The sequence below is a fragment of the Caulobacter sp. FWC26 genome (assembly GCF_002742645.2).
Taxonomy (GTDB): domain Bacteria; phylum Pseudomonadota; class Alphaproteobacteria; order Caulobacterales; family Caulobacteraceae; genus Caulobacter.
Window position 1 is genome coordinate 2,369,815 of the sequence record NZ_CP033875.1, and the last position, 11,720, is coordinate 2,381,534.

At 63.7% G+C, this 11,720-nt stretch carries 9 protein-coding genes and 2 tRNA genes; 2 read left to right on the top strand and 9 right to left on the bottom strand.

Annotated elements, in window-relative coordinates; translation table 11 throughout:
• The first annotated feature begins 41 nt into the window (after positions 1-41).
• Entirely contained in the window at positions 42-1,055 is a 1,014-nt protein-coding gene (locus CSW63_RS12840; RefSeq protein ID WP_062099919.1) for an LLM class flavin-dependent oxidoreductase, read from the top strand.
• Here CSW63_RS12840 and CSW63_RS12845 read toward each other — a convergent pair.
• From CSW63_RS12845 to clpX, 6 genes are all read right to left on the bottom strand, one after another.
• Positions 1,052-2,263: a glycosyltransferase gene (locus CSW63_RS12845; protein WP_062099918.1), complete on the bottom strand. Its 1,212-nt coding sequence runs from the start codon at positions 2,261-2,263 to the stop codon at positions 1,052-1,054. The genes CSW63_RS12840 and CSW63_RS12845 overlap by 4 nt on opposite strands.
• Positions 2,264-2,527: 264 nt before the next feature.
• Positions 2,528-3,415: an SPFH domain-containing protein gene (locus CSW63_RS12850; protein ID WP_062099917.1), complete on the bottom strand. Its 888-nt coding sequence runs from the start codon at positions 3,413-3,415 to the stop codon at positions 2,528-2,530.
• 113 nt (positions 3,416-3,528) lie between these two features.
• A tRNA-Val gene (locus CSW63_RS12855) sits at positions 3,529-3,603 on the bottom strand.
• Between the two features lie 104 nt (positions 3,604-3,707).
• The gene (locus CSW63_RS12860) at positions 3,708-3,986 is read right to left on the bottom strand and encodes an HU family DNA-binding protein (RefSeq protein WP_062099916.1); all 279 of its coding nucleotides are present in this window, start codon (positions 3,984-3,986) and stop codon (positions 3,708-3,710) included.
• Positions 3,987-4,128: 142 nt separating this feature from the next.
• On the bottom strand, positions 4,129-6,528 hold the full coding sequence (gene lon / locus CSW63_RS12865; protein ID WP_062099915.1) for an endopeptidase La: 2,400 nt from the start codon (positions 6,526-6,528) through the stop codon (positions 4,129-4,131).
• Between the two features lie 393 nt (positions 6,529-6,921).
• A complete protein-coding gene (clpX, locus tag CSW63_RS12870) occupies positions 6,922-8,184 on the bottom strand; it encodes an ATP-dependent protease ATP-binding subunit ClpX (protein WP_062099914.1) in 1,263 nt (420 codons plus the stop codon).
• A gap of 338 nt (positions 8,185-8,522) precedes the next feature.
• Here clpX and CSW63_RS12875 point away from each other — a divergent pair, with 338 nt between their 5' ends.
• Positions 8,523-9,191, top strand: coding sequence for an HAD-IB family hydrolase (locus tag CSW63_RS12875; protein WP_062099913.1), 669 nt, complete (start codon positions 8,523-8,525; stop codon positions 9,189-9,191).
• Positions 9,192-9,268: 77 nt separating this feature from the next.
• Here the strand turns inward: CSW63_RS12875 and CSW63_RS12880 are convergent, their stop codons facing one another.
• From CSW63_RS12880 to CSW63_RS12890, 3 genes are all read right to left on the bottom strand, one after another.
• Positions 9,269-9,901, bottom strand: a complete 633-nt coding sequence (locus CSW63_RS12880) for an ATP-dependent Clp protease proteolytic subunit (protein WP_062099912.1) — start codon at positions 9,899-9,901, stop codon at positions 9,269-9,271.
• A gap of 178 nt (positions 9,902-10,079) precedes the next feature.
• Entirely contained in the window at positions 10,080-11,438 is a 1,359-nt protein-coding gene (tig, locus tag CSW63_RS12885; RefSeq protein WP_283204743.1) for a trigger factor, read from the bottom strand.
• A 183-nt stretch (positions 11,439-11,621) separates the two neighbouring features.
• Positions 11,622-11,706 (bottom strand) — tRNA-Leu (locus CSW63_RS12890).
• Positions 11,707-11,720: the final 14 nt, after the last annotated feature.

The window sequence follows — 11,720 nt, forward strand, 5'->3', positions numbered from 1 at the left end:
CAGATCCCTCGAATCTCGCGAAGGCTTGTGTCAGCCTTCGCATGCGCCATCTAGCGGTCATGACTCGCGCCGCGCTTCCGCCGATCTCCGTTCTCGACCTTGCGCCCGTTCCTCAGGGTTCCAGTGTCGGCCAGGCCTTGAAGAACAGTATCGATCTGGCGCGCCACGCCGAAGCGCTCGGTTTCCAGCGCTACTGGTTGGCCGAGCATCACAACATGCCGGGAATCGCGAGCGCCGCGACCGCTGTGGTCATTGGCCAGGTGGCGGCCGCGACGACGACGATTCGCGTCGGCTCGGGCGGTGTCATGCTGCCAAACCATGCACCGCTGATGGTGGCGGAGCAGTTCGGAACCCTCAACGCGCTCTACCCAGGCCGAATCGATCTGGGTCTTGGGCGCGCGCCAGGAACCGACCAGGCCACCATGCGCGCCCTTCGTCGCTACGCCGGCGCGGTCGATTCGTTCGCTCAGGACGTCGTCGAACTGCAGCATTGGTTCAAGCCCGCCGTCGCCGACCAGAGCGTGCGCGCGGTTCCCGGCGAAGGACAGGATGTGCCGATCTGGATTCTCGGGTCCTCGACCTGGGGCGCACAGCTGGCGGCTGCGCTGGGTCTGCCCTACGCATTCGCCGCGCACTTCGCGCCGGACGCCCTGCTGGACGCCCTTGCGCTGTATCGCCGCCACTTCAAGCCTTCCGAGACTTTGGATCGTCCGTACGCCATGGTCTGTATCGGCGTCTGCGCCGCCGACACCGACGAGGAGGCCAAGCGGTTGTCGACCTCGACCCAGCAGCAGTTCCTGGCGTTGCGTCGGGGCCGCCCAGGCCTTCTGCCGCCTCCCGTCGATGACATCCGCGAGCACGCATCGCCGACAGAGCTGGCCGGGCTTGACCACACCTTGCGCTACGCTGCGGTGGGGTCGGCGGAAACGGTCAGGCGAAAGATCGAACAGGTTCTCGAACTGACGGACGCCGACGAACTGATGGCGGCGACTCAGGTTCACGACCATGACTCGCGCAAACGCAGCTACGAAATTCTTGCGTCGCTTCGAACCTAGTGACTCGCTGGTGTGGCGCGCCCCTCGAAGGCGCGTCGCCCGGTCAGCCGGCCGTATATCCCGCAAAGCTCGGTGAAAACCGCGTCCCATCCATGGCGCGCGACAGCGCGACGGCGCGCGGCGGCGCCGATCGCGCGCACATCGGCGGCAAAGAGCGCGTCGATCGCCTCGGCGAACGCCGCGGCCTCCGAAACCCTCGCCAGACGTCCGACCCCATCGTCTACCGACTCAGCCACCCCACCGGCGGCCACGCCTACGACCGGCAGACCACAGGCCATGGCCTCCAGCACGATCAGACCGAAGGGTTCGTTGTCGTTGGCGTGAACAAAAGCGTCGCAGCTGGCAAGGATGGACGCGAGTTCTACGGGATCGCGGACGTAGTCGATGCAAAGGGCCCGGTCGCTCACCGGGGCGCCGCCCCCCGCGCCGACGAAAAGAAGCTTGTATGGATCGCCCAGGCGCTCGACCGCCGCCACCAGCACATCCAGCTTTTTCTCCTTGGCCGGGCGCCCCGCAAAGACCAGCAAGCGCTCCTTCGCCGAGAGACCAAGACGTCGCCTGAGGCCATCACGATCAGCCCGGTCCGGCCGGAAGATGGCCGTATCCACACCGAGCGGCAATCCAATCGCGTTGTGGACGCCCGCCTCGATCAGACGTCCAGCGATGAAGCGGCTGGGCGCGACCGCTTGGTCGAACTGGCTGTAGATCGCCGCCCATCGCTTCTGAACGGGCTTTTCGGCCCACTCGCCGATATGCAGCGCGGCTAGGCGGCCGAGGTCTGTGTGGCAAAATCCGACCACAGGGACACTCAGAGCGTCGCCGGCCCTCAGCGCCGCGAGCCCAGGCGTGTAAGGGTCGCCCGCCTCGATGATGTCGGGCCGCTGACGGATCAGGCGCTCCATCCAAGCCTGCTTGACGACAGGCCAACGATAGCCAGCCCCGAAGGGCAAAGGCGCGGCGTAGATGGATACCCTTCCCTGTCCATCATACGAGTCGCGCGCTCCGGGCACGACCAGCGTGTGACGCACATCCGGCCGATTGGCGCCCAGCCAGGCGTGCTTCGACGACAGGTAGCGTCGCACACCTCCGCTGCGCGGGGCGTAGAGCATGGTGGTGTCGATCAGGCGAACCGGCTCGTCGATATTTGACCAGGCCGCGCCGAAGAGCCCCTGACAGCCAAGACGTTGGTCAGGTCTCGTATCCGTCACGCCGAATCCTCATCACACTGGGTCGCTCATTCGGCGCCGGAACGATAAAGCTTTTGCGACAGCTACGGTTCCTCGACGCTCCCCGATGACTTTGGGTTGACTCCGCGCCTCTTCAAGGCCTCGCGCAGCAGCACTTCGACCTGAGCATTCACGCTCCGCAACTCAGCTTCCGCCAGACGCTCGACAGCCGAGAGAACCTCGGGATGGACGCGCATTAGAAATGCGCGCCGCGCGCCCCGGCCGTCTTTAGGCTCCCCCGCCACCTTAGCCGTACAGCGTGCCGGTGTTTACGACGGGCTGAGCCTCACGATCTGCGCACAGCACCACCAGGAGGTTGGAGACCATCGCCGCCCTACGCTCGTCGTCCAACGTCACCACGCCGCGTTCGCTGAGCGCGCTCAAGGCGTTCTCGACCATGTCCACCGCGCCCGCGACGATCGTCCGACGCGCGGCCAGCACCGCCTCCGCCTGTTGGCGTTTCAACATCGAGCCTGCGATCTCCGGCGCATAGGCAAGGTGCATCAGATGGGCCTCATCGATCGCGACGCCGGCGACGGCGGTACGGGCCTGGAGATCGGCGCGGAGGCGGTCCCCAACCTCTTCCGCATCGGCGCGTAACGTGGGCTCACCTTCCTCGGCATGGTCGTAGGAGTAATGCGAAGCCACCTCACGAAGGCCCGTCTCGATCTGAATGTTCACGAAGGTGGCATAGTCGTCGACGTCGAACAGCGCCTGAGCCGAATCCTTCACGCGCCAAACGATATTGGCCGCGATCTCGATCGGGTTGCCGCGCTTGTCGTTCACCTTCAGGGTCTCGCTCGTCACGTTGCGCACCCGAAGGCTGATCTTCTTGCGTCCGTACCAGGGCAGCACCCAACGCAGGCCGGTCGAGCGATCGGTGCCGACATATGAGCCAAACAGCGTGAGAACCATCGCCTCATTAGGCTGCAGGGCGTAGAAGCCCGCGCCGATCAGCGCCCCAGCAAGCAAGACAAGAACGCCGGCCACCGCGAACGGCGCTCCACCGCCAGAAGCCTTTAGCAGCCAGACACCCGCCGCAAGCAAAACGGGAGCCAGCAACAGAGGCAGCCCGCCTCCGACGCCGCCCCGAACGCGCTCGCTGGTACGATTGATGGTGTGAACCTCTGACATCAGCGCCTCCCAATTAGCAATCAAAGTGATATCACTTTGATTGCGGGGAACAAGATGCTGGCGCGTGCAGGGACGCCAGCCGAGCGGCCGCTGTTGGGATCGAGACGGAGGAATGGTGGGCAGTGAGGGGATCGAACCCCCGACCCTCTCGGTGTAAACGAGACGCTCTACCGCTGAGCTAACTGCCCTCTTGGGTGCGCGCTTCTAGCCGCCCCCGTTCTCTGCGCAAAGCCCAAAACGAAAGGCGGGGCGCCAATACCTGACGCCCCGCCTTGAATTCCGGTCAACCGCGTTAGCCGTTCAACGACGACTTCAGGCCTTCGCCGACCTGAAAGCGGGCGGTCTTGGATGCGGGGCGGTTCACCGTCTCGCCGGTGCGGGGATTGCGAGCGGTGCCGGCCGCGCGGCTCACCGCCTTGAAAGTACCAAAGCCGACAAGGCGAACATCTTGTCCGGACTTCAAAGAGTCGGTGACCGCCTCGATGAAAGCTTCCAGGGCATCCTTGGCTTGGTTCTTGTTGATGCCCGCCTTTTCGGCGATCGCCGTAACGAGCTCGGCCTTTGTTGTCATGTTTCTCTCCCAGCCTGAGCGGCGACGCTTATCGCTGACGACGCTGCGCTCAGCGGGGATTATGGCGGCTGAATAAGCCTCGTCAAACGAGAGCGGCGCGGGAAACTCCCGCGCCGCATAAGTTATCGCCGGTAAGTTAAACTCAGTGGGTCAACATGGCGTCGCTATCGCCGTCATCCTTCTTCGCGGATGCAGCAATCGGCTCTTCCGCCTCGTTCCATTCTACAGGAGTCAGCGGTCCGGTCAGAGCGTGCTTGAGGACCTCGTCCACCGTCGAAACCGGGATGATCTCAAGCCCGTCCTTCACGCTCTGAGGCACATCGGCCAGATCCTTCTCATTCTCCTGAGGGATCAGCACAGTCTTGACGCCGGAACGCAGCGCCGCCAACAGCTTCTCCTTCAAGCCACCGATGGCGGTGACCCGGCCGCGCAGGGTGATCTCGCCGGTCATGGCGATGTCCTTGCGGATCGGAATGCCAGTCAGCACCGAGACCATGGCCAGGGCCATGGCGATACCGGCCGAGGGACCGTCCTTGGGCGTGGCGCCGTCCGGCACGTGGATGTGCACGTCGGTCTTCTCGAAGACCGGCGGCTTGATGCCGAACTGCAGGGCGCGCGAGCGGACGTAGCTGTTGGCCGCCGCGATCGACTCCTTCATCACGTCCTTGAGGTTGCCAGTGATCTGCATGCGACCCTTGCCCGGCATCTTCACGGCTTCGATGGTCAGGATGTCGCCGCCGAACTCCGTCCAGGCCAGACCCGTGACGATGCCGACCTGGTCGACTTCGTCCGTCTCGCCATAGCGGTACTTCTTGACGCCCGCGTACTTGGCCAGGCGCTCGTCGTCGATGGTGATCGAAGCCACCTTCTCACGAGCCAGGTCGCGGACCGTCTTGCGCGCCAGGGCTCCCAGTTCCCGCTCCAGCGACCGCACGCCGGCTTCCCGGGTGTAGTAGCGGATCAGATCGCGGATCGCCTTGTCCGGCACGATGAACTCGGCCGGCTTCAGTCCGTGATCCTTGGCCAGCTTCGGCAGGATGTGCCGCTTGGCGATCTCCAGCTTCTCGTCCTCGGTGTAGCCGGGGATGCGGATGATCTCCATGCGGTCCAGCAGCGGCTGGGGCATGTTCAGGCTGTTGGCCGTGGTGACGAACATCACCTGCGACAGGTCGTAGTCGACCTCCAGGTAGTGGTCGCCGAAGGTCGAGTTCTGCGACGGATCGAGCACTTCCAGCAGCGCCGAGGCGGGATCGCCGCGGTAGTCGCTGCCCATCTTGTCGATTTCGTCGAGCAGGACGAAGGCGTTGGTCGTCTTGGCCTTTTTCATCGACTGGACGACCTTGCCGGGCATCGAGCCGATGTAGGTGCGGCGGTGGCCGCGGATTTCGGCCTCGTCACGCACGCCGCCGAGGCTCATGCGCACGAATTCGCGGCCGGTCGCCTTGGCGATCGACTTGCCCAGCGAGGTCTTGCCGACGCCCGGAGGGCCGACGAGGCACAGGATCGGCCCTTTCAGCGAGTTGGTGCGCGCCTGAACGGCGAGGTACTCGAGGATGCGCTCCTTGACCTTCTCCAGGCCGTAGTGGTCGGCGTCGAGGATGCCTTCGCTCTCCACGAGGTCGATCTTCTTGGTCTTAGCCTTGCCCCACGGGATCGACAGCAGCCAGTCCAGATAGTTCCGGACCACGGTGCTCTCGGCCGACATCGGGCTCATGTTGCGCAGCTTCTTCAGCTCGCCCTCGGCCTTGGCCCGGGCTTCCTTCGAAAGCTTCGTCTTCTTGATGCGCTTTTCGAGGTCGATCAGTTCGTCGCGAGCATCATCGGGATCGCCTAGCTCGCGCTGGATCGCCTTCATCTGCTCGTTCAGATAATATTCGCGCTGGGTCTTCTCCATCTGGCGCTTCACGCGCGAGCGGATCTTTTTCTCGACCTGCAGCACCGAGATCTCGCCTTCCATGAGGGCGAAAACCTTTTCGAGACGCTTCACGACGTCGAAGATTTCCAACAGGTGCTGCTTGTCGCCGATCTTCACCGAAAGGTGAGCGGCGATGCTATCGGCTAGCTTGCCGGGCTCGGCGATCTGCGGGATCGACGCCAGCGCTTCCGGCGGCACCTTCTTGTTCAGTTTGACGTAGTTTTCGAACTGCTCGACGACCGCGCGCGACAAAGCTTCGGCCTCAGGGCCAGCGCCCTCGTCCTCGGAAACTTCGCCGATCTGAGCCTCGTAATAGGAGTCCTGGTCGGTGAAGCTGACCACGGCGGCGCGGCCCTTGCCCTCGACCAGCACCTTGACGGTGCCGTCGGGCAATTTCAGCAGCTGCAGCACGTTGGCCAGGACGCCGACATCGAAGATGTCGCCCGGCGCCGGATCATCGTCCGCTGAGTTCTTTTGGGTGACGAGCAGGATCTGTTTGTCGCCGCGCATCACCTCTTCGAGCGCGCGCACGGATCTATCGCGGCCCACAAAAAGCGGCACCACCATATGCGGGAACACCACGATGTCCCGCAGCGGCAAAACAGGAAGCGTACGTAGTTCGGACATGTTCTCAATACTCCCGGCCGAGCCCTGGAAGGCGCCTGGCCACGCGGGCCGCCGTAACACCAGACGATGCGCCTGAGTCGATCGGTCCGTCCGCCCTGGACTGGGCGAATGCTCGTTATTTATGTGGACGTTTTACAACAGGGTTCAAGGATACTCGCCCCATAGCGGCGACGAGTCGCGCGACGCCAGCCAAGCTGCAGCAAATACATCCAAAAGCCGCCCGCAGAAGGCAAGAATAACCCCCTTAGCGCTCGAAATAGGTCCATCATAACGACAGCCCATCACTGCGCGCAGGCCACAGTAGCTAACAAGACAGTAGCCCAGATGGGTTATCCACGAAAAAGGCGCGCCCTCCGCAGAGGACGCGCCCGCTTTTTCGATCCGCGAGGTTCTTTAGGCCGAAGCCGCCCCGCCCTTCTTTTCAGCGTAGATCAGCAGCGGCTGCGCTCGGCCCTCGACGACCTCGGCGTTGACCACCACTTCCTCGACGCCCTCATAGTTGGGCAGTTCGAACATGGTTTCGAGCAGGATGCCCTCCATGATCGAGCGCAGGCCCCGGGCGCCGGTCTTGCGAGCGATGGCCTTCTTGGCGACGCCGGAAAGGGCGTCTTCGGTGAAGGTCAGGCCGATATTCTCCATCTCGAACAGCCGCTGGTACTGTTTGACGAAGGCGTTCTTCGGCTCGGTCAGGATCTTGATCAGCGCGGTCTCGTCGAGATCCTCCAGGGTCGCGACGACCGGCAGGCGGCCGATAAACTCGGGGATCAGGCCAAAGCGCTGCAGGTCGTCGGGCTCGACATTGCGCAGGATCTCCCCCGTACGGCGTTCTTCCGGATCGGTAACCTTGGCGCCGAAGCCGATCGACTTAGCCGCGCCGCGCGCCGAGATGATCTTCTCGAGGCCGGCGAACGCGCCGCCGCAGATGAACAGGATGTTCGTCGTGTCGACCTGCAGGAACTCCTGCTGCGGATGCTTGCGCCCGCCCTGCGGCGGCACGGAGGCGACGGTGCCTTCCATGATCTTCAGCAGGGCCTGCTGCACGCCTTCACCCGACACGTCGCGGGTGATCGACGGGTTGTCCGACTTGCGGCTGATCTTGTCGATTTCGTCGATATAGACGATGCCGCGCTGGGCCCGCTCGACGTTGTAGTCGGCGGCTTGCAGCAGCTTCAGAACGATGTTCTCGACATCCTCGCCGACGTAACCGGCTTCGGTCAGCGTCGTGGCGTCGGCCATCGTGAACGGCACATCGATGATTCGAGCCAGGGTCTGGGCCAACAGGGTCTTACCCGTACCGGTCGGGCCGACCAGCAGGATGTTCGACTTGGCCAGTTCGACGTCGTTGTTCTTCGACGCGTGGTTCAGGCGCTTGTAGTGATTGTGCACCGCGACCGCGAGGACCTTCTTGGCGTGGCCCTGACCGATCACGTAATCGTCGAGGACTTCGCAGATCTCGCGAGGCGTGGGAACGCCGTCCTTGGACTTCACGAAGGCGATCTTATGCTCTTCGCGGATGATATCCATGCAGAGCTCGACGCATTCATCACAAATGAACACCGTCGGTCCCGCGATGAGCTTGCGCACCTCATGTTGGCTCTTTCCGCAGAAAGAGCAGTACAGAGTGCTTTTCGTGTCGCCGCTCGCGGCTTTCGTCATGATCGCTTCTCACACTATGGCGACTACGGCTTACGCCGAGACGCCCCTTCCGAGCGCATACGCCGCCACCGAAGCAAGCAGGATACACGCCGGGAGTTGTCTAATCCTTGACATTCCCCGATCCGGGCTCTGTTCACAAGCCTCGCCGGGTCCTTTCGGCCGTGAAACGCGTGAACCTCCCGGATCGTGTCATGAGTTCATCACCTAAATTGGGCGATTGGCCTCCCAGCGCAAGCGCCGAGCGCCTAGACCCTTACGGCTCACTCCGGATGGCCTTATTACCGAACAAGGATTCGCGGGGAAACGAAGCGCCTTTTTGGCGTTCGCATGGAAGTTGAATGGCTAAGCGTTCTTGGATGGCCAAGGGATTGAGCGCCTCGCGCCCGATGACCGGCGAAATGGGTCACGAGCCGTTGCTTGTCGCCTTCGATTTCGACGGCACCCTGACTGTGAAGGACAGCTTCAACGCGTTCCTGAAGTGGCGCGCCGGTCCCCGATGGACCGTCGGCGTCCTTCGGCTTACCCCCGCCTTGTTGACCTACGTATTCGACCGCAACCGCGCGAAGCTGAAAGCCGCTGCAGTCCGTGAGTTCCTCAAGGGGGCCACCGTCTCTCAGATCGAGAACGACGCCCGCGCCTTCGCCGAGGCCTTCGCGCCGTTGCTGCTGCGTCCCGACGCTGTCGCGGTATGGCGCAGCTGGCGCGCCAAAGGGGCCAAGATGGTGATCGTCACCGCCTCCCCCGATCTGATCGTAGCGCCGTTCGCCCGTGGCCTTGGCGCGGACATGCTGATCGGCACGCGCCTGAGGTGCTCGGACGACGGACGCATCCTCGGCGGACTGGACGGCAACAACTGCCGTGCGAAGGAAAAGGTCATCCGCCTGCGCGAGGTCTTCGGCCCGGACGTGCGACTGACGGCCGCATACGGCGACACCTCCGGCGACACCGAGATGCTCGCGATCGCTGACGAGAAGGGGTACCGCGTCTTCCGGGGCAGGCCCGCCTAAGGCTTTCGCCTTGACGGCTATCGCAACAAAAAAGCCGCCGACCTGAGGTCGGCGGCTTCGTCGTTCGATGCCGTCGCTTACTCGGCGCCGGCTTCGGCGGCGTCGCGCGTGTCATAGACGTGGTCGACCAGACCCCAGGCCTTGGCTTCGTCAGCGCTCATGAAGTGGTCGCGGTCCAGCGTACGCTCAACCTCTTCATAAGTGCGGCCGCAGTGCTTGACGTAGATCTCGTTCAGGCGGCGCTTGGTCTTGATGATGTCTTCGGCGTGGCGCTCGATGTCCGAGGCCTGGCCGCGGAAGCCGCCCGACGGCTGGTGCACCATGATCCGGGCGTTCGGCAGCGAGATGCGCTGACCGGCGGCGCCAGCCGCCAGCAGCAGCGAGCCCATCGAGGCGGCCATGCCCATGCACACGGTCGAGACCGGGCTCTTGATGTACTGCATGGTGTCGTAGATCGCGAGACCCGCCGTCACCACGCCACCCGGCGAGTTGATGTACATGGCGATTTCCTTCTTCGGGTTCTCGGACTCGAGGAAGAGCAGTTGGGCGCAGATGAGGCTGGCCATGCCGTCCTCGACCGGACCGGTCAGGAAGATGATCCGTTCCTTCAGCAGGCGAGAGAAGATGTCGAACGCGCGCTCGCCCCGGCTGGTCTGCTCGACCACCATCGGCACCAGATTCATCGCCGTCGAAACCGGATCGTACATCATTGGGGTTCACCCTTTTCGTGTGTGCTGGCGGCGCGAAAACGAATCAGCCCCCGCGCGGCGTCGCTCACGCATATCGCGTTCCCCTTAACAGGTTGCAAGGAGCGGGCGGCGCGGACCGAAATGAAAAAGGCGCGGCCCTCGCGAGCCGCGCCTCTCACAATTTCAGTTTCAGCGAGCCTTAGCCGCCGTAGCCTTCCGGCAGGTCGTCTTCTTCCAGGAGTTCGTCCTTGGAGACTTCCTTTTCCTCAATCTTGGCCTTGCCGAAGATCAGGTCGACGACCTTGTCTTCATAGATCGGGGCGCGCAGCGCGGCCTGAAGGTCGGCGCGCTGGCGGTACATGTCGAACACCTGCTGGGCCTGAGCGCCGTACTGGCGGGCTTCGCGCATGATCGCGTCGGTCAGTTCCTGGTCGGTGACGACCACGTCGTTCTTGCGGCCGATCTCCGCGAGGACCAGACCCAGGCGCACGCGACGCTCGGCGATCTTCTTGTACTCATCCTTCAGCTGGTCTTCCGACTTCTCGGCGTCTTCCGGCGGCAGGCCGCCGCGAGCCTTGTCGGCCTCGACCTGTTGCCAGATGCCGGCGAACTCGGCGTCGACCATGCGCGGCGGCAGCGGGAAGTCGTGCTTGGTGTCGAGCACGTCCAGCAGCGCACGCTTCAGCTTGAAGCGCGAGGAGTTGTCGTAGCGGCTCGACAGGTTCGACTTCAGCAGCTCGGTCAGAGCGGCCAGGTCCGACAGGCCCAGGCGCTTTGCCAGTTCGTCATCGGCCTTGCCGTCGACCGGCGCGCGCACTTCATGAACCTTGGTGGCGAACTCGGCGTCCTTACCGGCCAGATCCTTGGCTTGGTAGTCTTCCGGGAACTTCACCTTCACGACCACGTCGTCACCCGGCTTGGCGCCGAGCAGCTGGTCTTCGAAGCCGGGGATGAACTGACCCGAACCGAGGACCAGTTCAGCGCCCTCGGCCTTGCCGCCGGCGAATTCGACACCGTCGATCGTGCCGACGAAGTCGATCAGAAGTTGGTCGCCGTCCTTGGCCTTCTGGCTCTTGCCGGTGCGCGGCTCATAGGTGCGGGCCTGCTTGGCCAGCTCTTCGAGGGCTTCTTGGACTTCCTCGTCCGAGACCTTGTAGACCGGCTTCACCAGCTCGATCGACGCCGGGTCGATCGGCTCGAATTCCGGCATGACTTCGACGGCCAGGTCGAACGACAGATCTTCACCGCCAGCGATGACCTTTTCCATGTCCGACGAGGGGTTCAGTTCGGGCTGGCCAGCCGGGCGCAGCTTGTTCTCTTCGAGGACCTTGGTGGTGGTCTCGTTCAGGGCCTGCTCGATGACTTCGCCCATCAGGGCCTTGCCGTACAGGCGACGAACGTGGGCCGTCGGCACCTTGCCCGGACGGAAGCCCTTGACGTTCATCTGCGGGGCGACTTCGGCGATCCGCGCTTCAAGACGCGTGGCCAGTTCACTCGCGGGCACCGTGACGCCAAAAACGCGGCTGAGGCCTTCGCCCGACTTTTCAACGATCTGCATCGACATTCTTAATTCTCGGGTCGGGGCGCCGGGCGCCCGAGCTCCGCCCTGGGGTCCAAAAGATCGACGCCGCCCGCGACGAGCCGGGGCGGCGAAAGAGCGCCCTTATGTCACGACGTGCGCGAGCATCCAAGAGCAGCGGCGATAAAACTCACGCCCGCCCGAAGGGCGGTGCGAGGGGTATGGTGCGGATGAGAGGACTCGAACCTCCACGCCTCGCGGCGCTGGAACCTAAATCCAGTGCGTCTACCAGTTTCGCCACATCCGCGTGGGTCCGGCATT

Bases quoted from the DNA above. Each gene is read 5' to 3' on its own strand.
- CSW63_RS12880 (WP_062099912.1), bottom strand. From the start codon at position 9,901: ATGATGTACGATCCGGTTTCGACGGCGATGAATCTGGTGCCGATGGTG.
- CSW63_RS12860 (WP_062099916.1), bottom strand. From the start codon at position 3,986: ATGACAACAAAGGCCGAGCTCGTTACGGCGATCGCCGAAAAGGCGGGC.
- CSW63_RS12840 (WP_062099919.1), top strand. From the start codon at position 42: ATGCGCCATCTAGCGGTCATGACTCGCGCCGCGCTTCCGCCGATCTCC.
- clpX (WP_062099914.1), bottom strand. From the start codon at position 8,184: ATGACGAAAGCCGCGAGCGGCGACACGAAAAGCACTCTGTACTGCTCT.
- CSW63_RS12850 (WP_062099917.1), bottom strand. From the start codon at position 3,415: ATGTCAGAGGTTCACACCATCAATCGTACCAGCGAGCGCGTTCGGGGC.
- tig (WP_283204743.1), bottom strand. From the start codon at position 11,438: ATGCAGATCGTTGAAAAGTCGGGCGAAGGCCTCAGCCGCGTTTTTGGC.
- CSW63_RS12875 (WP_062099913.1), top strand. From the start codon at position 8,523: ATGGCTAAGCGTTCTTGGATGGCCAAGGGATTGAGCGCCTCGCGCCCG.
- lon (WP_062099915.1), bottom strand. From the start codon at position 6,528: ATGTCCGAACTACGTACGCTTCCTGTTTTGCCGCTGCGGGACATCGTG.